The 15861-nt window shown below is 69.9% G+C and carries 17 protein-coding genes; 8 read left to right on the top strand and 9 right to left on the bottom strand.

The features are described 5' to 3' along the window. Positions 1 to 16: 16 nt before the first annotated feature. Both ACFQVC_RS08055 and ACFQVC_RS08050 read right to left on the bottom strand, forming a co-directional pair. A complete protein-coding gene (locus ACFQVC_RS08055; protein WP_381828086.1) occupies positions 17 to 1147 on the bottom strand; it encodes an ABC transporter substrate-binding protein in 1131 nt (376 codons plus the stop codon). Further along, positions 1089 to 1220, bottom strand: coding sequence for a hypothetical protein (locus tag ACFQVC_RS08050; RefSeq protein ID WP_381828340.1), 132 nt, complete (start codon positions 1218 to 1220; stop codon positions 1089 to 1091). Before ACFQVC_RS08050 ends, ACFQVC_RS08055 begins: the two co-directional genes overlap by 59 nt. Before the next feature lie 371 nt (positions 1221 to 1591). Between ACFQVC_RS08050 and ACFQVC_RS08045 the strand changes: the two genes are divergently transcribed. Next, positions 1592 to 2827: an epoxide hydrolase family protein gene (locus tag ACFQVC_RS08045; protein ID WP_381828083.1), complete on the top strand. Its 1236-nt coding sequence runs from the start codon at positions 1592 to 1594 to the stop codon at positions 2825 to 2827. 42 nt (positions 2828 to 2869) lie between these two features. On the opposite strand, the gene ACFQVC_RS08040 is transcribed toward ACFQVC_RS08045, so the two are convergent. Continuing rightward, positions 2870 to 4039 (bottom strand): cytochrome P450, encoded by a 1170-nt coding sequence (locus ACFQVC_RS08040; protein ID WP_381828081.1) that lies wholly within the window; start codon positions 4037 to 4039, stop codon positions 2870 to 2872. Between the two features lie 123 nt (positions 4040 to 4162). Between ACFQVC_RS08040 and ACFQVC_RS08035 the strand changes: the two genes are divergently transcribed. From ACFQVC_RS08035 to ACFQVC_RS08025, 3 genes are all read left to right on the top strand, one after another. After that, on the top strand, positions 4163 to 4750 hold the full coding sequence (locus ACFQVC_RS08035) for a TetR/AcrR family transcriptional regulator (protein ID WP_381828079.1): 588 nt from the start codon (positions 4163 to 4165) through the stop codon (positions 4748 to 4750). Between the two features lie 230 nt (positions 4751 to 4980). Then, a complete protein-coding gene (locus tag ACFQVC_RS08030) occupies positions 4981 to 5487 on the top strand; it encodes an effector-associated constant component EACC1 (RefSeq protein WP_381828076.1) in 507 nt (168 codons plus the stop codon). After that, complete coding sequence (locus ACFQVC_RS08025; RefSeq protein ID WP_381828074.1) at positions 5471 to 7507, top strand: caspase family protein; 2037 nt, start codon at positions 5471 to 5473, stop codon at positions 7505 to 7507. Before ACFQVC_RS08030 ends, ACFQVC_RS08025 begins: the two co-directional genes overlap by 17 nt. Here the strand turns inward: ACFQVC_RS08025 and ACFQVC_RS08020 are convergent. Next, on the bottom strand, positions 7492 to 7947 hold the full coding sequence (locus tag ACFQVC_RS08020) for a cupin domain-containing protein (RefSeq protein ID WP_381828072.1): 456 nt from the start codon (positions 7945 to 7947) through the stop codon (positions 7492 to 7494). The genes ACFQVC_RS08025 and ACFQVC_RS08020 overlap by 16 nt on opposite strands. 209 nt (positions 7948 to 8156) lie before the next feature. Here ACFQVC_RS08020 and ACFQVC_RS08015 point away from each other — a divergent pair, with 209 nt between their 5' ends. Continuing rightward, positions 8157 to 8711, top strand: coding sequence for a DM13 domain-containing protein (locus tag ACFQVC_RS08015; protein WP_381828069.1), 555 nt, complete (start codon positions 8157 to 8159; stop codon positions 8709 to 8711). Between the two features lie 61 nt (positions 8712 to 8772). Here the strand turns inward: ACFQVC_RS08015 and ACFQVC_RS08010 are convergent, their stop codons facing one another. Both ACFQVC_RS08010 and ACFQVC_RS08005 read right to left on the bottom strand, forming a co-directional pair. After that, positions 8773 to 10392 (bottom strand): ABC-F family ATP-binding cassette domain-containing protein, encoded by a 1620-nt coding sequence (locus tag ACFQVC_RS08010; protein WP_381828067.1) that lies wholly within the window; start codon positions 10390 to 10392, stop codon positions 8773 to 8775. Between the two features lie 121 nt (positions 10393 to 10513). Further along, positions 10514 to 11128: a DUF4389 domain-containing protein gene (locus tag ACFQVC_RS08005; RefSeq protein ID WP_381828065.1), complete on the bottom strand. Its 615-nt coding sequence runs from the start codon at positions 11126 to 11128 to the stop codon at positions 10514 to 10516. Positions 11129 to 11525: 397 nt separating this feature from the next. Between ACFQVC_RS08005 and ACFQVC_RS08000 the strand changes: the two genes are divergently transcribed. Beyond that, a complete protein-coding gene (locus tag ACFQVC_RS08000) occupies positions 11526 to 12872 on the top strand; it encodes a lytic polysaccharide monooxygenase (RefSeq protein WP_381828063.1) in 1347 nt (448 codons plus the stop codon). A gap of 153 nt (positions 12873 to 13025) precedes the next feature. Here ACFQVC_RS08000 and ACFQVC_RS07995 read toward each other — a convergent pair whose 3' ends face one another. Further along, positions 13026 to 13757: a MerR family transcriptional regulator gene (locus tag ACFQVC_RS07995; protein WP_381828060.1), complete on the bottom strand. Its 732-nt coding sequence runs from the start codon at positions 13755 to 13757 to the stop codon at positions 13026 to 13028. Between the two features lie 55 nt (positions 13758 to 13812). On the opposite strand from ACFQVC_RS07995, the gene ACFQVC_RS07990 reads away from it, so the two are divergent. Both ACFQVC_RS07990 and ACFQVC_RS07985 read left to right on the top strand, forming a co-directional pair. Then, the gene (locus ACFQVC_RS07990; protein ID WP_381828059.1) at positions 13813 to 14103 is read left to right on the top strand and encodes a hypothetical protein; all 291 of its coding nucleotides are present in this window, start codon (positions 13813 to 13815) and stop codon (positions 14101 to 14103) included. A 211-nt stretch (positions 14104 to 14314) separates the two neighbouring features. After that, positions 14315 to 14776 carry a hypothetical protein gene (locus tag ACFQVC_RS07985; protein WP_381828057.1) on the top strand — a complete coding sequence of 154 codons (462 nt, stop codon included), beginning with the start codon at positions 14315 to 14317 and terminating at the stop codon, positions 14774 to 14776. A 48-nt stretch (positions 14777 to 14824) separates the two neighbouring features. Here ACFQVC_RS07985 and ACFQVC_RS07980 read toward each other — a convergent pair whose 3' ends face one another. Both ACFQVC_RS07980 and ACFQVC_RS07975 read right to left on the bottom strand, forming a co-directional pair. Further along, complete coding sequence (locus ACFQVC_RS07980) at positions 14825 to 15313, bottom strand: hypothetical protein (protein WP_381828054.1); 489 nt, start codon at positions 15311 to 15313, stop codon at positions 14825 to 14827. Positions 15314 to 15411: 98 nt separating this feature from the next. Continuing rightward, complete coding sequence (locus ACFQVC_RS07975) at positions 15412 to 15789, bottom strand: helix-turn-helix transcriptional regulator (RefSeq protein ID WP_381828052.1); 378 nt, start codon at positions 15787 to 15789, stop codon at positions 15412 to 15414. Positions 15790 to 15861 lie beyond the last annotated feature (72 nt).

Here is a 15861-nt window from a genome sequence, read left to right as displayed (position 1 = left end):
GGATGGCCACGCTCTGTCAGCCGGCGTGCAGGACCCGAAAGCGCCCGGGTTCCCCCGGATCCCGGTCGACGACCTGGATGGGCGCCGCCGCCCATTGCCACACGCTGATGCCCGGCGTGCGGGTGAACTGGATCCGCCCGCGAGTGCCTTCGACGTCGACGTGCGGCCAGGCCTCGGCGACGCGCGCCCGGTCCGTGCCACAGGTGCGCAGCACATCGGCGAGCACGGCGATCGTGTCGTAGCCCTCGAAGGCGACGAAGGAGGGTGCTTGGGCGAGGCGTGCGCGCAGGGCCGCCTCGACGCGGTCGCCGAGTGCGGTCAGACGCTCGGGCAGGTAGCGCAGGAACGGGACCGCCGCGCCGTCGGCGCCCAGGAGCGTGGCCCATTGGGCGAACTCCGGCTGCCCGGCCGGAGCGCCGATCAGGATCTCCGCGAGGCGCTGGTCGCGGCGGACCGCCTGGACGATCGGCACGGCCGGCTCGGGGTGCCCGGCCAGCAGGAGAAGGGCTGTCGCGCGATGGACGACGAGTGCGTCGCACAAGGCGGCCGGGGTGAGCGCGCTCGTGTCGAGTTCGGTGACGGTGGCGCCGCGCGGAGCGAGGTGGTCCCGCAGGATGCGGGTTCCCGTTGCCCAGTAGACGCTCGCCTGGGCTGCTACGGCGATACGGCTGTGGCCCGCGCTGAGGAGGTGGTCCGCGTAGAGCTGCCAGCCGCGTGACTGCGGCGGGGCGAGGCGCGCGACCCAGTCCGTCGGCTGCTCGGTGAGCGCGTCGAGCACCGCTGACGAGCAGAGGAACGGCAGGCCGAGGGCATCGGCCCTGGCGGCAGCGGCACGGCCGACGACGCTGTGGTACTCCCCCGCCAGAGCGGTCACACCCAGGCGGGCCAATTCCTCCACGGCCGCCTCGGCCCTCTGCGGATCGGCCGCGGTGTCGCGGACCACGAGCTCAAGGGGTGTTCCGGCGATCCCGTCGGCGCCGTTGACGTCACGGACGGCCAACTCGAGTCCGGCGAGCAGGTGTTGGCCTGCTTCGACCCAGCCGGGCCGAGTGAGCGGCACGAGAGCGCCGATCCGGACGGAAGGTCGGTCAGTCCGCTGCACTGCGGGCGGCGATGGCACTGCAGATGGCGATGGCGGCGTACTCATACGTGGGCGTCTCCCGAGTGACGATGCGGCTGCGGACTGCCGTGATCTTGCCGGACATTGCATCGACCACCATCGCCGGCGGGCAACCGATTATCCGTCCGCCGAGCTGCGCACCGTAGGGCACCTCCGATCACGTCGGGGCCAGTTGAGCAGCCCCCGGAAGAAGCCGCGGATGTCATCGACGAACAGTGCGGGAACTTCGAACGCGGGGAAATACCCGCCTTCGGTGTGCTCCCCGAAGAAGGCGGCGCTGTCGCCGGATACGATCCGATCATGGTGGACACGGCCCGGCCCGTCCGCGCGGCACGGAACATCAGCCGGCCCGCGGCATCGGCCCGCTCCCGGACAGCAGCCGCGACCCGGCCGGGCGCCGCCGCCTGGTCCAGGTCCGCCGTCTCGTCATGGCGCCCGTGCCTCGGTTGATTCGGCGACAGGAGAGTCCTCATGGCCACAGCCCTTCCGCAGCCCTCCCCGATCCATGTCCCCGACTCCGTCCTCGACGACCTCAACACCCGCCTTCAGCAGGTGCGTTGGCCGGATGACGTGGGCAACGACGACTGGTCCTACGGAGTCGGCCGCGGCTATCTCCAGGAACTTCTCGCGTACTGGCGCGACGGCTACGACTGGCGCCGGGCCGAGGCCGCGATCAACGCCTACGAGCACTACCGGGTGCGCGTGGACGGGGTGCCCGTGCACTTCCTGCGCAAGGCGGGCACCGGACCCGCGCCCACCCCGCTGATCCTCACCCACGGCTGGCCCTGGACGTTCTGGCACTGGGCCAGGGTCATCGACGCGCTCGCCGACCCCGCCGCCCACGGCGGCGATCCGGCCGACGCCTTCGACGTGATCGTGCCCTGCCTGCCCGGCTTCGGCTTCTCCACCCCGCTGCCCGACCATCCGGACATGAACTTCTGGAAGGCCGCCGACCTCTGGCACACCCTGATGACCGACACCCTCGGCCACGAGAAGTACGCCGCGGCGGGCTGTGACATCGGCGGGCTGATCTCCGGGCAGCTCGGCCACAAGTACGCCGACGCGCTGTACGGCATCCACATCGGCTCCGGTCTGCGCCTGGACTTCTTCAATGGCGAGCGGGCCTGGGACCTGACCCGCGGCAAGCCCCTGCCCGACCACGTCCCGGACGACATCCGGGCCGGCATCATCACCCAGGAACGCCGCAACGCCGTCCACTTGAGCGCGCACATGCTCGACTCCAGCACCCTCGCCTACGGCCTGACCGACTCCCCCGTCGGCCTGCTCGCCTGGCTCCTGGAGCGGTGGGCGAGCTGGAGCGACAGCCACGGCGACGTGGAGAGCGTCTTCACCAAGGACGATCTGCTCACCCACGCCATGATCTATTGGGTGAACAACGCCATCGGCACGTCCATCCGCTACTACGCGAACGCCAACCGCTACCCCTGGACGCCGTCCCACGACCGCTCCCCCGTCGTCGAGGCCCCGACCGGCATCACCTTCGTCGCCCACGAGAACCCGCCGGGCGTCACCACCGCGGGGCGCGTCGAGAGCTGGCTGGCCACCGACCGCGCCGCCTGGTACCGGCACACCAACCTCACCGCCCACGACCGCGGCGGCCACTTCATCCCCTGGGAAGTCCCCGACGCCTGGATCGACGACCTGCGCCGCACCTTCCGCGGCCGCACACCGGCCACCTCCAAGTAGCGGCGCCGCAGCACCCGTTGACGGCCGGAGCGGCGCGCCGCGTCACCACCTCACCGGCAGCGCGACGAGACCGCCGGTCAGCACATCGCCCCGGACGCGGAGTTCTTCCACAGGTACGGCAAGACGCATGCGGGGGAAGCGCGGGAGCAGCTGCGCGAAGGCGCTCCGGAGCTCGATGCGGGCCAAGGGTGCGCCGATGCAGTAGCGGGCGCCGTGCCCGAAGGCGAGATGTCCGCTCGCCTGTCTGGTGACGTCGAGTTCGTCGGGGGCGGGGAAGGCGGTCGGGTCGTGGTTGGCGGCGCCGGTGTCGAGCATGACGAGGTCGCCGGCCTTGATGGCGACTCCGGCGATCTCGAGGTCGGTCCGGGCGTAGCGGGGAATGCCTCCGCCGCCTTTGCCGGGGGCGCGCAGGATCTCTTCGACGGCGCCGGGGATGAGGGCCGGGTCGGCCAGCAGGGCCTTCCACTGGCCGGGGTGGGTGAGCAGGAGCAGGGCGCCCAGGCCGAGTTGAACGACGGTGGTCTCGTGGCCGGCGAACAGCAGGGCCATGGACAGCATGGCGATCTCGTCGTCCGCCGGGGTGTCGTCCTGGCAGAGGCGGGAGATGATGTCGTCTGCGGGTTCGGACCGCTTGCGGGCGACCAACTCCTTTCCGTAGCCGAAGAGTTCACCGATGCCGTTCTCCGATCGGGTGCGGTCGCGGATGTCGGCGGCGGCCCGGGTCCAGGCGCGGAAGCGGGTGCGGTCCGCGTACGGCACGCCGAGCAGTTCGCAGATCACCAGGATGGGCAGGGGTAAGGCAACCGCCGTGTGCAGGTCGGCGGGTTGGGCCTGCCGGGCGAGGTCGTCGAGCAGTTCGGCGGTCAGCGTCTCCACCCGGCGGCGCAGGGCGCGCATGCGGGCCGGCGAGAAGTGCGGCTGGAGCAGAGCGCGCATCCGGCGGTGGTCTGCCTTCTCCGTCGCGTAGTTGCCGAGCGGGCCGCCGAACAGCGCTGATGCGCCGGAGCGTGCAGCCGTCCCGGGATGCGCATGGGAGCGGCCGAGACGATCGTCGTCGAGGAGCCCGCGCACCTCTTCGTAACCGGTGACGAGCCAGGCGTCGTCGCCGACCTGGGTGCGAACCCGGTGAACGGGCGCTTGCGCTTGCAGTTGCCGTTGCAGGGGCGGGACTTGCAGGGGGTGCGATTGCGCGAAGGGCAGCCGGACGGTCATGGCGCCTCCTGGTGACTGCAACGTAACTGCACTTTGTATACTCGTACTTCTACAACGCTACTTGTACACTTCGGAGTTCACAAGGGATTGCGTCCGGGGCAACTTCGGGGAGGCTGGGACTCGATGACTCCAGCGGCGGCTTCCGGCGGCGCACCGCCGGTGACGAGGATGCGCAAGGCCGAGCGGCGGGAGCAGATTCTCGCCGCGGCCACACGGGCCTTCGCCGCTGCCGGGTACGCCGCCACGGGCCTCGACGACGTCGCGGTGGAGGCGGGCATCACCAAGGCGTTGCTCTATCGCCACTTCGAGTCCAAGGCCGACATGTACCGGGCGGCCCTGGAGCGGGCCTGCGCCCGGCTCGCAGAGAGCGTGGGAAGCGATGACTTCGACGAGGGGTCGATCCCTGCCCTGGTCCATGCGGCCTCAACCAACCCCGACGGCTTCCGGCTGATGTTCCAACATGCCGTCCGTGAACCGGAGTTCCGTGACCTCGTCGACGCCCTCGGCGCCGCATCCGCCGAGGTCGCCCACCGCAACCTCGCCAAGCTCATCCCCGCAGGCCCGTGGCTGGACTGGGCGGCACACGTCATTCCCGCCCTGACCACTGACGCGGTCATCGCATGGCTCGATGCCGGCCGGCCCGATCCGGAGCTGGCCGCCGAGCGCATCAGCCACGCCGTCCACGGGGTCATCCAGGCGGCTCAGATCTAGGATCCAGGACGCTCCGCGGGAAGTCCGGTGCGTTCACTGTGCCCCAAAGCGGCGCGGGCTGCGCCGATGCGGACGTGTCCGGACGGTTCGTCACCAGACGTACAGGGTACGGCAGTTACCCACGCAATCGACTTCCAGGTTGAGCCCGTGGCCGACTGGTTAGTATCGCTGGCGTGGGACGAACGGGGGCGTCTGCGCTCCCGGTTGAGGGACGACGGGAGCGGTGCGGTTTGCAGCACGGGGAGATCGACTTCCGGGAGAACCGGGCCGGTACGGTGCGTGTGCGTATAGGTGGTGACGAGTCGTCCGCATCCGATTGCGGCGACGAGGTCGCCGAGCTGACCGGCGGTTTCGCGGACTGGCTGGCGCAGGACCGCGGCGTGGGGCCCCACCTGAGCATGAGCCGTGTCCGTTCCGCCCCGGCCGACGGGGCGATGTCCGGGCAACTGCTCGAGTGGATCAGCCTGACCCTGGGCAGCGGATTCTCGGCCGCCGGCCTGATCTACGCGCACCTGAACTTTCGTGCTTCCCTCCCGCCGCGCCGGCGGCGTGCCGCCCGGATGGTGATCGAGCGCAACGGTGTCCGCCTGGTGATCGAGGACGGCACCGAGGAGGAGACCGCCCGCCTCGTCCGCCTCCTGGGAGGCCTCCCGGACAGTGACGGGGATACCGACGGTGACGGGGATACCGACGCCGAAGGCGAGGCAGCCGGGGACGGTGATGGTGGCGATTCCTGACCCGGGCAAGAGCCGCGCGGTACTGATCGGAATCGGCGACTACACACACCCCGCACTGTCAGCGATGCCGGCGGCACCGGCCGGAGCCCAGCACCTGGCCGGCCTGTTGCGCGATCCGTCGATATGGGGCCTGCCCGAGGAACACATCACGGTGATCGGCTCCACCACCTCGGTCGAACAGGTCCTTGGAGCGGTCAGGGATGCCGCGCTGGGCGCCCAGGACACCCTGTTGGTGTACTTCGCCGGACACGGGCTCCGGGACCGCGATGAGCAGCTCTACCTTGCCCTGGCAGCCGCCGACGTCGACTATCCACAGGTCGGTGCCCTGCCCTACGGACAGTTACGTGACGTGGTGCGGCGCAGCGGTTACCGCGCCAGGCACCGTGTCACGGTGCTGGACTGCTGCTACAGCGGCATAGCCGGCGGCATGTCCGGTACGGCTGCCCCCACCCGTACGGAACTGGCGCGCGCCCTGGGCGAATCCGAGGACGCCGGCGGCGCAAGCGACGATCAAGAGGGGGCCGAGGACCACCGTTACGGGGACTGTGTCCTGACCTCCGCCCCGCCGACGAGTCTCTCCTTCGTTCCCCAGGGCGCGCGGTTTCCGGAGTTCACGGGCGAGCTGATCGACGTCCTGGAAACCGGAATTCCCGGGGCGGACGTCACTGTAAGCCTGGAGACGACGTGGCGAAGAGTCCGTGACCGCCTGCGCCGACGAGGCAGCCCGGAACCACAGCAGTTCGCCCAGAACGCTGTCACCCGCCATCTCCACCTCCGCAATCGCGCCGTCCCGTTCGGCCCGGAACCGGAAGCCAAAGCCGAGCCGGATCCCTCGACCCAACAGGCCGCAGAGGCCCCCGACCCGTACTCCTGGAACAGCAGTGGCACCGACCAGACTCCGTTCGCCGCAGACGCGTTGCTGCCCCGGAGGTTCACCAACGACAGGGGCATCGAATTCGCCCGGGTGGCCGGGGGCCTGCATTCCTGCGTCGATGCGGGCGGCATGGACGTGGTCGCGGAACTCGCCGGCCGTGGCTGCCTGCGGGTGCTGACCGGGGTCTATCTGGAGCAACCCGGCCCGTACGCCACCCCCGAGAATCCGGTCCTGGTCTCCGTCCAGGTCTTCGCGTTCCCCGACGCGGTGACGGCCAACGACATGAACAACCTCCTGAGCGGCGACGCGCGATGGCGTCTCACCGTCTGGTGCACGCAGAGCGGGGTCGGCAACAATCCCTGCTCAGGTGACTTCGACGGCAGTCGCAGCTTCGAGCATCACCGGGCGTTCCACCGGTACGTGATCGCCGCGAGGTCGGTGCGCACCGACCTCGCTGACGACACCACCATCGACCCCTGGCTCAACTCGGCCGCCCACGAGGCCGTCATGTCCTGCGGCCCGCAGAATCACCGCGGCGACGCCCGCCGGACACCGCCCTTGCCGGAACCTGTGGCCTGGCGCGGTCCCTCCTGGGACAGCAGCAGCAGCGACCTCACCCCGTTCACCGCAGAGGCGTTGCTGTCCCGGAGGTTCACCGACAGCAAGGGCATCGAGTTCGCGCGGCTGGCCGGGGCGCCGCAGCCCTGCGACCAGGCGGGCGCCGTCGACGTGGTCACCAAGCTCATCGGTCGTGGCTGCCTGCGGGTGATGACCGGGGTCTTCCTGGAGCAACTCGCCCCGCACGGCGCTCCTCCCGCCCTGGTCTCCGTCCAGATCTTCCCGTTCCCCGACACGGCCACAGCCGTCGACATGGAGAGCTATCTCGGCGAAGCACGCTGGCGCCTGGCCATTTGGCACGCCCCCACCGGGGACGGTCACACCCCCCGCGCCGCCGGCGTCGAGTGGCATCAGTGTTCTCGCTGGCTGATCGTGCGGCGCAGACACCGCTACGTCATCACCGCGCTGGCCCTGCGTACCGACCTCGCCCTTGACGACGGAAGTGACCCCCAGGTCGTGCCTCGGCTCATCACAGCCGCCGAGGCGGCCTTGGATGCCTGTGGGCCGCACATCTACCGCGGCGACTGATCGATGACGGCGTCACCCAGCTGGTACAGCTCGGGCACCGACACCTTGATCGGCTCCTGTGTGGTCCGGGCGATCACGACGACCGCGGGCTCGTTCGGGTCGGGGTTCTCCTCGCGGTGCGGGACGAACGGCGGCACGAGAAAGAAGTCACCCGGGTTGCCGGCGAGCCGTACCTCCTGCGTGCCGTCGTGGTAGACGAACACCGGGTGTCCGCTGACCACGTAGATCCCCGCCTCCGAATCGCCGTGATGGTGGTTGTCCGTCGCACTCAGCGGCGGGTTCTCCACCATGCCCATCCACAGTCGCTTCGAGCCGACCGTGCTGCCGCTGATGGCGGCGAAACCGTCCAGCTGACCGGAGCCGACATGGTGGACGCGATTGTTCAGCGGCGCGTTGTCACTCGTACCCGGTGCGGTTCCGGCGCTTTCTTGAGTCGTCATCGTGCTGCCTCTCTGGTTCGGTTGCCTGCCGGACCAGACTGCAGCTCTCCTGTCAGTTACGGCAATCGATCTTGCCGTTACAGCAAATCGCGCGGTCACCCCTGGCGAGACGTAAGGGTTTGGTCATCTCGATCCCGGCGACAGACCCGCTCGCCGTCTCGTTGAATGGGGACGAAGCAGGTAGTACCGGGAACTGAAGGAGTGGGCGCATGCGAGGGCTGACGAAGAAGCCGGTGCTGGTGGGAGTGCTGGTGGCCGCGGTACTGGCCGTCGGTGTGGGCCTTTACTGGTTCCAGCCGTGGAAGCTGTGGCAGGACGAGACCGTGCACGACGCCCTGCCCACGGCCGATGCGGCGGCAAAGCCCTCGAAGGCGGCCCCTTCGGAAACCGCCCCCGACGAGCCCGCCGGCCCGAAGACCCTCGCCAGGGGGGACTTCATCAGCCATGAGCACACGACCACCGGCACGGTGAAGGTCATCCAACTCCCCGATGGCTCACGGACGTTGCGCCTTGAGGGACTCGACACGAGCAACGGGCCCGATCTTCGGGTGTGGGTGACCGACGCCCCGGTCAAGGAAGGCAAGGCGGGCTGGGGTGTGTTCGACGACGGCAAGTACCAGAGCCTCGGCAAGCTCAAGGGCAACAAGGGCGACCAGAACTACGCCCTGCCCGCGGACCTCGACCTCGGCACGTACACGAGCGTGAGCATCTGGTGCGACCGCTTCAACGTGTCCTTCGGCGCGGCCGAACTCGCCGCCGCCTGACCCCAGGCAGTCCAGCCGCCTGACCCCAGGCAGCCCGGGGTCAGGCGGCGGCGCGGCACCGTCAGGCCAGGGAGACCAGGTCCCGGTACTCCTCGCTCCACAGATCCTCGTCCGCGTCCGGCAGCAGCAGCACGCGCCCGGGGCGCAGGGCGTCGATGGCGCCCTCGTCGTGGGTGACCATCACGATCGCGCCCGGGTAGGAGTCGACCGCGGCCAGGACCTCGGTACGGGAGGCGGGGTCGAGGTTGTTGGTGGGCTCGTCCAGGAGCAGCACGTTCGCGCTGGAGTGGACGAGCCCGGCCAGCGCCAGACGGGTCTTCTCCCCGCCGGACAGCACTCCGGCCCGCTTCTCGGCGTCGTCCCCGGAGAACAGGAACGAGCCGAGGACTCTGCGGACCTCGCCGTCACTCAGGTGCGGGGCGGCCGCGGCCAGGTTCTCCCGGACCGTACGGTGCGTGGCGAGGGTGTCGTGTTCCTGGGCGAAGTAGCCCAGACGCAGCCCGTGTCCGTGCACCACCCGGCCCGTGTCCGGGCTCTCCTGGCCTGCCAGCAGACGCAACAGCGTGGTTTTTCCCGCCCCGTTGAGGCCGAGGACGACCAGGCGGCTGCCCCGGTCCACGGCCAGATCCACACCCTCCAGTACCTGGTGGCCGCCGTACCCCTTGGACAGGCTGATGGCGCCGAGCGGCATCCGTCCGCACGCGGCGGGCTCGGGCAGCCGGATCTTCGCGACCTTCTCCGTCCGGCGGGTCGGCTCCAGGTCCGCCAGCATCCGGTCCGCGCGGCGGGCCATGCTCTTGGCCATGACAGCGGTGGCGGAGCGGGCCTTCATCTTGTCGGCCTGGGTGTGCAGGGCCGCTGCCTTGCGTTCGGCGTTGGCCCGCTCGCGGGTGCGGCGCCGCTCGTCCGCGTCCCGCTGGGTGAGGTAGGTCCGCCAGCCGGTGTTGTGGATGTCGATGGTGGCGCGCTGCGGGTCGAGGTGGAAGACGCGGTTGACCACGTCGGCGAGCAGCGCGGTGTCATGGCTGATCACCACCAGGCCGCCTTGATGGCCTTGGAGGAAGGTGCGCAGCCAGGCGACGGAGTCGGCGTCCAGGTGGTTGGTCGGCTCGTCGAGCAGCAGCGTGCCGTCGTGTCCGGCGAACAGGATGCGGGCGAGCTCCACCCGGCGCTTCTGGCCGCCGGACAGGGCGCCGACCGGCTCGCCGAGGACACGTTCCGGCAGCCCGAGACCGGCGGCGACCCGGGCGGCATCGGCCTCGGCCGCGTACCCGCCGCCGGCCTGGAAGGCGGCCTCGGCGCGGGTGTAGGCGCTCATCGCCCGCTCCAGCGCGGCGGGCCCGGCCGCAGGGCACTGGGCGGCGTCGGCCATGGCGGCCTCGGCGGCGCGCAGCGTGTGCAGGGCCCGGTCCAGGCCGCGGGCCGACAGGATCCGGTCGGTCACGGTGACGTCCGGGTCGGCGGCGCGGGAGTCCTGGGCCAGGAGACGGACCTGACCGGTCCGCGTGATCGTCCCGGCGGCGGGTGCGGTCTGCCCGGCCAGGGCTGTCATCAGGGTGGTCTTGCCCGCGCCGTTGCGGCCGACCAGGCCGATGCGGTCGCCGGGGGAAACGGAGAAGGAGATGTCGGAGAGCAGCAGGCGGGCGCCCGCGCGCAGCTCGACACCACGAACGGTGATCATGGGGAAACGCTCCGAGAAAGCTAAAGGACACACTTCTGGCGTGGAAGCGGGTCCTCAGCTAGGAAACTCGGGGCGTAGACATGCCCCCACTTTAAACGACACCGCCGCCGGGGCCGACTCCTTATCGGATCCCGGGCAGCACGACGCCGGAGGCCCGGCCGGTGTCGCCGGTGACGTCGTCGTTGTTCTGCACCTGCGCCGTTCTGGAGGCGACATGGCCGACGAGGCCAAGGACCAGGAAGACCACGACGAGCACCTTGGCCCCGGTGCCGAGGAGCAGCGGACGGGTGGCGGAGCGTACCGGCTCCCGGCCGGCTGAGGATGCGGCCGAGACCTCGGCTGAGGACGCGGCCGGGACCTCGGCTGAGGATGCGGCCGGGATCCCGGCTGAGGACGCGGCTGCGGATTCGTCGCCGAACAGCCGCTTGGGGTAGGAGGGGGTGAGCATGGTGATGTACGCGGAGCAGCGCATCCGGAAGCGGGCGACCGCGGCACTGGCCGCGAAGACCGGCTCGGGCAGCCGGCCCAGGAACAGCGCGGCGAACCATCCCGCGACCATCACGAAGAACGCCGCGATGGCCAGCACGAACACCACCAGGTACTGCGGAGTGAGCAGCAGCCAGCGCAGCAGGATCGTCCAGCGGCGCTGGCGACCGGGCGCGGGCACATCGAGGCCCGGCAGCCACTCGCCGCTGTGAGCGGCGGCGGAAGGACGGTGATCCCAGCCTGCAGTCATGGTCGCTCCAGACGTCCTGGCCATTCCGGTTTTCCGGTTGTTCCGGACACGGCCATCGTCCTGGCCTACGGCCACGCACGCCCGGCCGGAGAGGGCCACACGGAGTTCCGCCGGCGCCCGTGCAGTGCCGGTATTTGCGTGAGCCTCAGTCAGGACATGCTGCCGGTCCGGTGACCAAGGTCCCCTTTGTCCCGTGACCATCGGGCGGGGGCTGAGGACTCTTGCAGGGCCGGGGTGCCGGTCCGGGCCGCATACGTTGATCGACGTAAAGCGGGCGTAAGGCGCGGAACGGGCTACCCCTCGGCGGCCCTCTCGATGGCCCCCTCCGCGGCCCCCTCTCCGTCTCCGCTCACTGCCACTGACATCCCGTATTTCCCCGGTTCACCGAAGGTTTTGTATGAAGCAGCGTGTCCTGATCGGCGCCATCGCCCTTGCCGGCATGGCCGGTTCGATGCTGGTGGGCGCCTCCGCCGCCCACTCCCACGGCTACATCACGAACACCGCGACAGAAGGCGAGCTCACCGCTCGTGTGGCGATGGACGAGAACAAGCCGCACCTGGGCGACATCCAGTACGAGCCGCAGTCCGTCGAGGGCCACGGCGACGAGGGCGGGGCGCCGCTCTCCGGCCTCACCGACGGCAAGATCGCCTCCGCGGGCGTCGCGATGGCCGCCGGCCTCGACAAGCAATCGGCGGACCTGTGGGCCAAGCAGGACGTGAAGACCGGCCCCGTCAAGGTCAACTGGAACTTCACCGCACCGCACAAGACCGACTACTACGCCTACTACATCACCAAGCAGGGCTGGGACCCGGACAAGCCGCTCAAGAAGAGCGACTTCGAAAAGGTCACCCACATCGAGAGGAACGGCGAGATCCCCGCGCTGGGCGGCGCCAACGCCCCGCAGACCCTCAACATCCCCGCCGACCGCTCGGGTTACCACGTCATCCTGGGCCAGTGGGAGATCGACGACACCCGCATGGCGTTCTACAACGTCATGGACGTGAACGTGCAGGGCAAGGGCGTCGAGGACACCGAGGCCCCCTCCGTCCCCGGTGACCTCGCCGCCTCCAACGTCACCCACAACTCGGCGCGCCTGGACTGGCGGCCCTCGAAGGACAACGTCGGCGTCACCGGCTACGACGTCTACCGCGACGGCACGAAGGTCTCCACCACCGAGGGCACCTCGTTCACCGACAAGGGCCTCAAGGCCGAGACCGCGTACACCTACCAGGTCGTCGCCCGCGACGCCGCCGGCAACACCTCGGACAAGTCCACGGTTCTCAAGGTCACGACCAAGGCCGTTCCGGCGGACACCGAGGCCCCCACCGCCCCGGGCCATCTGCACGCGCACCACACCACCTCGTCCGAGGTGATGCTGATGTGGTCCGAGTCCTCGGACGACGTCGCGGTGACCGGCTACGAGATCTTCCGCGACGGCAAGAAGACGGGCGCGGTGCAGGACGCGACGACGTACACCGACAAGAGCGTCGAGCCCGGCACCACGTACACGTACAAGGTCCGCGCCCTGGACGGCGCCGGCAACACCTCCGAGTTCTCGAAGAGCATCGAGGTGAAGGTGCCCGCGTCGGACGGCACGGAGATACCGGAGTGGGACCCGAAGGGTACGTACGAGAAGGGCGACAAGGTGACCCACAAGGGCACCACGTACGTCTGTGTCCAGAGCCACCAGGGCAACGGCGACCCGAACTGGATCACTGCCCTTTCCCTGTGGCAGCAGGCCTGACCGGATCCGGGCCGCGGCCCGACAACTGAACCCGGCTGCTGACCATTTCCAGCGCGGGGCTTCCCATCCCACGGGAAGCCCCGCGCTGTACTGCTGCCGCCGCCGTCATCGCCGCCGTCGCCGTAGTCAACATCTCGCGTTCAACACCGCGCGTCATACGTCCAGTTGCGCGCGGATGAGCATGTCGATGCGCCGCCATGCCGGGGACGCGGCGTTGACCGTGCCCTGGATGAGGTCCGGGATCTCGGAGGCCGCGTCCAGCTGGGGCAGTTCGGCGTCCGCGTAGCGTTCCCGGGTCGCGTCGGTGATCCGGCGGGCGAGGTCGTCGATACGGGAGTCGTCGGCGTCGAGGCCGTACGCCTGGTCGTAGTCGAGGAAGAGCCCGCGCAGCGCGGGGTCGGTCAGGCTCTCGGCCTGGTCCCGGAACAGGGCGCCCGCCCGGTCCGGGTGGGTGGCGAACACGAGGATCCACAGGTCGCGTTGGAGCTCCACCCACCGGGACGTGAATCCCCATCCGGCCAGGTCCTCCAGATGGGCGAGGACCTCGGCGGGCAGCGGTGTCAGATCACCGGCGGCGAGCCGCCGCAGGCGCGCTTGTGTGGCCTGCAGGCCGCGCACGCGCTCGGTGAGCTCGTCGTCGATCTCGCGCAGTGCCTGCCGGAAGTCTTCCTCGGGCGCCGATCTGAGGTCCCGGATACGGGCCAGCGGGACGCCGGCCTCCGCGAGCGTCCTGATCTTGATCAGGTCGATGGCGTCCGCGGCGTCGTAGCGCCGGTAGCCGGACGCGTCGCGGTCGGGCTCGGGGAGCAGTCCCTTGTCGTGATAGACGCGGATGGTCTTGGTCGACACTCCGACGTACCTGGCCAGCTGCCCGATGGTGATCACGACGTACATCGTTCCACTTGACCTTGCCCCAGGGGCAGGGCCGCACCATGGCGTCATGGCGAACACGAATATCGACCGGGACACCCTGCGCGAGCTGGCCGACGAGGGCAACGAGACGGCCCTGGACCGGCTGGCCGATCTCGCCGACGCGGCCGGAGAGGTCGAGGAGCTGAGCGAGCTCCTCGACGAGGGATGCATGCGCGCCGGGTTCCTGCTCACCCGGCGTGCGACCGCGTCCGGCGACCTGCGCGAGCTGCAGCGGATCAGCGACGCCGGCTACGAGGAGGCCGGCGGCGAGCTTGACCGGCTGCTCAAGGCGCCGGCAGCTGAGTACCCCGACTCATGACAGCTGCGGTCCGGGGCGGGAAACTCTGCCCATGCCTCTCAGACGTTCCGCCACGGCCGCCGCAGCCATCACATCCGCCGTACTGGTCGCGATCACGATGACCGGCTGCGGAAGCCAGCGGGGCGGACAGGCGCAGTCGGCCACTCCCCTGCCTTCCTCGACTCCCCGGCCTTCCTTCATTCCGCGGCCGAAGTGCGCGGAGCCTGCCGAGGTGCCCACGGAGCTGCCGTCGTCTTCCGGTCCGAGCGCGGGCGGCACGCGTCAGGGAGACGGCGACGGGGACGGGGACGGGGGCATCAACGAGGACCGTCCGCCGCACTATGCCGAGAACCACGCCTACCAGATGCAGTTGCCGATGACCGCGGGCCAGCGTGCTCGGGGCGAAGCGTCGGCGAAGCTCATTCGCAAGGAGCTGGAGCGGGTCCGGCGGGAAGGCGGCACCGGCCGGTACGGCGTCTTCGGTGCGGAGCGGATCGCGGCGGCGCTGAAGCGTCTTGGCTGCGGCGAGGAGCACGGGGTCTACATCGCGCAGGGGTTCTACAGCGTTGACACGGGCGGCGCGTGCGTGTCCGGTCGCGTGACGAAGGACGCCCTGACCAGCAAGGTGCATGGCGTCTACGCCGAGCCTCAGCCCGGAACGGGGCCCTGTGTCAAGAACCAGGGAGGTCATTGAAGTGGGCCTGCTGCAGGGGCCGTTGGGCCGGGCGGCGAAGCGCCGGTCTCACCACGTCAGGGTGAGTGAGCCGCCGGTCGGCAGCTGGTGCCAGCGCTCGGCGTAGTCGTCGAAGCGGGCCACGATGCGGTCGACCACGGCAGGGATCTCCCCCGCGGTCACATACGCGGGCAGCTCCTGCGCGTGGCCGTGGCGCACTTCCCATACGGGTACGCAGATGCCCGCCAGCTCCTCGGACCGGGCCATGTCCGCCTGGGCCTCGGGAGTGGGCTTCACCGGCTTGGACTTGCGGCGCCGGGCGGCCTTGGCGCGCTGGGCGGGGTCGGCGGGCCAGAACATGCCGTTGTCGCCGGTGGCCAGGCGTCCGTAGACCCCGAGCCTGATACCCGCCTCCGCCTCGACGAGGAAGTGCACCAGATCGTGCGGCAGATACGGATGGCCGCCGGGTCCGTTGCGCGGGGCGAGCGCGGCCCCGGTCTCGCGGTGCACCGCGATGTGGTAGCTCGTCCCGGGGCCCTTGGTGAAGACAACGTGCATGCCGGGAACGGTAGGAGACGGCCGCGGGTGGACGCACGCGGTTTTCGGGCGGGCGCGGGCACGTGTGGCGTCGTCTGTGCTCGACGCCTACGCGTTGGTCACTCGACGCCTACGCGTCGGTCAGTTGCGGGCCGCTGTCGCGCGGCCGGTGGAGCGTGGCGGCAGTTGCTGCGGTCGGCTTCGTCCTGCGCGAGGACGGAGAGCAGGGACGCGACGGTCAGGCCTGCCTCGGCCGGGTGGCGCAGGATCTTGCTGGGGTCTATCTCGTAGGTGTTGCCGCGTCCTTGGCGTGTGTGCGAGAGGTAACCGTCCTCCTCCAGGTCGGAGATGATCCGCTGGACGGCTCGTTCGGTGAGCTGGGAGTGCGCGGCGATGTCGCGGATGCGGGCCTGGGGGTTGCCGTCGATGGCCGCGAGAACGCGCGCGTGGTTGGTGAGGAATGTCCATCCGGTGTGTGTTTCAAGCTGTCCCTCCATGGCAGGATTCTACGACCGCACCTTCACGCATCGAAAGACACGTACTGAATTTCAGGTATTCGTTGACGTGTT

Source organism: Streptomyces monticola, from assembly GCF_042665355.1.
In the GTDB taxonomy this organism is placed as follows: Bacteria; Actinomycetota; Actinomycetes; order Streptomycetales; family Streptomycetaceae; genus Streptomyces; species Streptomyces monticola.
This window is presented reverse-complemented; position numbering and strand designations above follow the sequence as displayed.

What these genes read in the sequence shown, in the direction of transcription:
- ACFQVC_RS08020 (WP_381828072.1), bottom strand. Translation starts at nt 7,947, where the DNA reads ATGACGACTCAAGAAAGCGCCGGAACCGCACCGGGTACGAGTGACAAC.
- ACFQVC_RS08010 (WP_381828067.1), bottom strand. Translation starts at nt 10,392, where the DNA reads ATGATCACCGTTCGTGGTGTCGAGCTGCGCGCGGGCGCCCGCCTGCTG.
- ACFQVC_RS08005 (WP_381828065.1), bottom strand. Translation starts at nt 11,128, where the DNA reads ATGACTGCAGGCTGGGATCACCGTCCTTCCGCCGCCGCTCACAGCGGC.
- ACFQVC_RS08025 (WP_381828074.1), top strand. Translation starts at nt 5,471, where the DNA reads ATGGTGGCGATTCCTGACCCGGGCAAGAGCCGCGCGGTACTGATCGGA.
- ACFQVC_RS08015 (WP_381828069.1), top strand. Translation starts at nt 8,157, where the DNA reads ATGCGAGGGCTGACGAAGAAGCCGGTGCTGGTGGGAGTGCTGGTGGCC.
- ACFQVC_RS07980 (WP_381828054.1), bottom strand. Translation starts at nt 15,313, where the DNA reads ATGCACGTTGTCTTCACCAAGGGCCCCGGGACGAGCTACCACATCGCG.
- ACFQVC_RS08040 (WP_381828081.1), bottom strand. Translation starts at nt 4,039, where the DNA reads ATGACCGTCCGGCTGCCCTTCGCGCAATCGCACCCCCTGCAAGTCCCG.
- ACFQVC_RS07990 (WP_381828059.1), top strand. Translation starts at nt 13,813, where the DNA reads ATGGCGAACACGAATATCGACCGGGACACCCTGCGCGAGCTGGCCGAC.
- ACFQVC_RS08055 (WP_381828086.1), bottom strand. Translation starts at nt 1,147, where the DNA reads ATGAGTACGCCGCCATCGCCATCTGCAGTGCCATCGCCGCCCGCAGTG.
- ACFQVC_RS08050 (WP_381828340.1), bottom strand. Translation starts at nt 1,220, where the DNA reads ATGGTGGTCGATGCAATGTCCGGCAAGATCACGGCAGTCCGCAGCCGC.
- ACFQVC_RS07975 (WP_381828052.1), bottom strand. Translation starts at nt 15,789, where the DNA reads ATGGAGGGACAGCTTGAAACACACACCGGATGGACATTCCTCACCAAC.
- ACFQVC_RS08000 (WP_381828063.1), top strand. Translation starts at nt 11,526, where the DNA reads ATGAAGCAGCGTGTCCTGATCGGCGCCATCGCCCTTGCCGGCATGGCC.
- ACFQVC_RS08035 (WP_381828079.1), top strand. Translation starts at nt 4,163, where the DNA reads ATGACTCCAGCGGCGGCTTCCGGCGGCGCACCGCCGGTGACGAGGATG.
- ACFQVC_RS08045 (WP_381828083.1), top strand. Translation starts at nt 1,592, where the DNA reads ATGGCCACAGCCCTTCCGCAGCCCTCCCCGATCCATGTCCCCGACTCC.